Origin of the sequence: Streptomyces sp. NPDC000075 (assembly GCF_040301925.1) — a bacterium.
GTDB classification, from domain to species: Bacteria; Actinomycetota; Actinomycetes; order Streptomycetales; family Streptomycetaceae; genus Streptomyces; species Streptomyces polychromogenes.
The window spans coordinates 1-1,379 of the sequence record NZ_JBEPFL010000084.1 but is presented as its reverse complement, the minus strand read 5'-3'; the positions used below and the strand labels follow the sequence as shown (position 1 = coordinate 1,379).

At 67.8% G+C, this 1,379-nt stretch carries 1 protein-coding gene; it reads left to right on the top strand.

Annotation, left to right across the window (positions count from 1 at the left end):
* Nucleotides 1-255 precede the first annotated feature (255 nt).
* A partial coding sequence (gene dnaK / locus ABT403_RS38980) for a molecular chaperone DnaK (protein WP_351650971.1) occupies nucleotides 256-1,379 on the top strand: 1,124 nt, incomplete at its 3' end.

Here is a 1,379-nt window from a genome sequence, read left to right as displayed (position 1 = left end):
CCCGGCCCCGCCCCCGGTGCGCCGCGCGGCCGCAGCCCGTGCCGGGAACCCGTTCGGCTGCGGCGCCGCCGCTGGGGCTCCGCCCCAGACCCCGCGCCTCAAACGCCGGCGGGGCTGGATGTGGCTGCGCCCGGCGCGGCTGTGAGCCTTGGCGCCGCCTAAAGGTTGAGTCCCCTCGACTCACCTCTGTTGACTCCGGGGCGGCGGTGCGGCATCCTTGAGTCTGTTCCACTCAAGTCAGCTGGAGGAATCGAAATGGCACGTGCGGTCGGCATCGACCTGGGCACCACTAACTCCGTCGTCAGCGTTCTCGAAGGCGGCGAGCCCACCGTCATCACCAACGCCGAGGGTGCCAGGACCACGCCGTCCGTCGTCGCCTTCGCCAAGAACGGCGAGGTCCTCGTCGGCGAGGTGGCCAAGCGCCAGGCGGTCACGAACGTGGACCGGACCATCCGCTCCGTCAAGCGCCACATGGGCACTGACTGGAAGATCAACCTGGATGGCAAGGACTTCAACCCGCAGCAGATGAGCGCCTTCATCCTGCAGAAGCTGAAGCGCGACGCCGAGGCGTACCTGGGCGAGAAGGTCACGGACGCGGTCATCACCGTCCCGGCCTACTTCAACGACTCCGAGCGCCAGGCGACGAAGGAGGCCGGCGAGATCGCCGGTCTGAACGTCCTGCGCATCGTCAACGAGCCGACGGCCGCCGCCCTGGCCTACGGTCTCGACAAGGACGACCAGACCATTCTCGTCTTCGACCTCGGCGGCGGCACCTTCGACGTGTCCCTCCTGGAGATCGGTGACGGTGTCGTCGAGGTCAAGGCCACCAACGGTGACAACCACCTCGGTGGCGACGACTGGGACCAGCGCGTCGTCGACTACCTGGTGAAGCAGTTCGCGAACGGCCACGGCGTCGACCTGTCCAAGGACAAGATGGCGCTCCAGCGTCTGCGCGAGGCCGCCGAGAAGGCGAAGATCGAGCTGTCCTCCTCCACGGAGACCACGATCAACCTGCCGTACATCACGGCCTCCGCCGAGGGCCCGCTGCACCTGGACGAGAAGCTCACGCGCGCCCAGTTCCAGCAGCTCACCGCGGACCTGCTCGACCGCTGCAAGACCCCGTTCCACAACGTCATCAAGGACGCGGGCATCAACCTGTCCGAGATCGACCACGTGGTCCTGGTCGGCGGCTCCACCCGCATGCCGGCCGTCGCCGAGCTCGTCAAGGAGCTCACCGGCGGTCAGGACGCCAACAAGGGCGTCAACCCGGACGAGGTCGTCGCCATCGGCGCCACCCTCCAGGCCGGTGTGCTCAAGGGTGAGGTCAAGGACGTCCTGCTCCTCGACGTGACCCCGCTGTCCCTCGGTATCGAGACCAA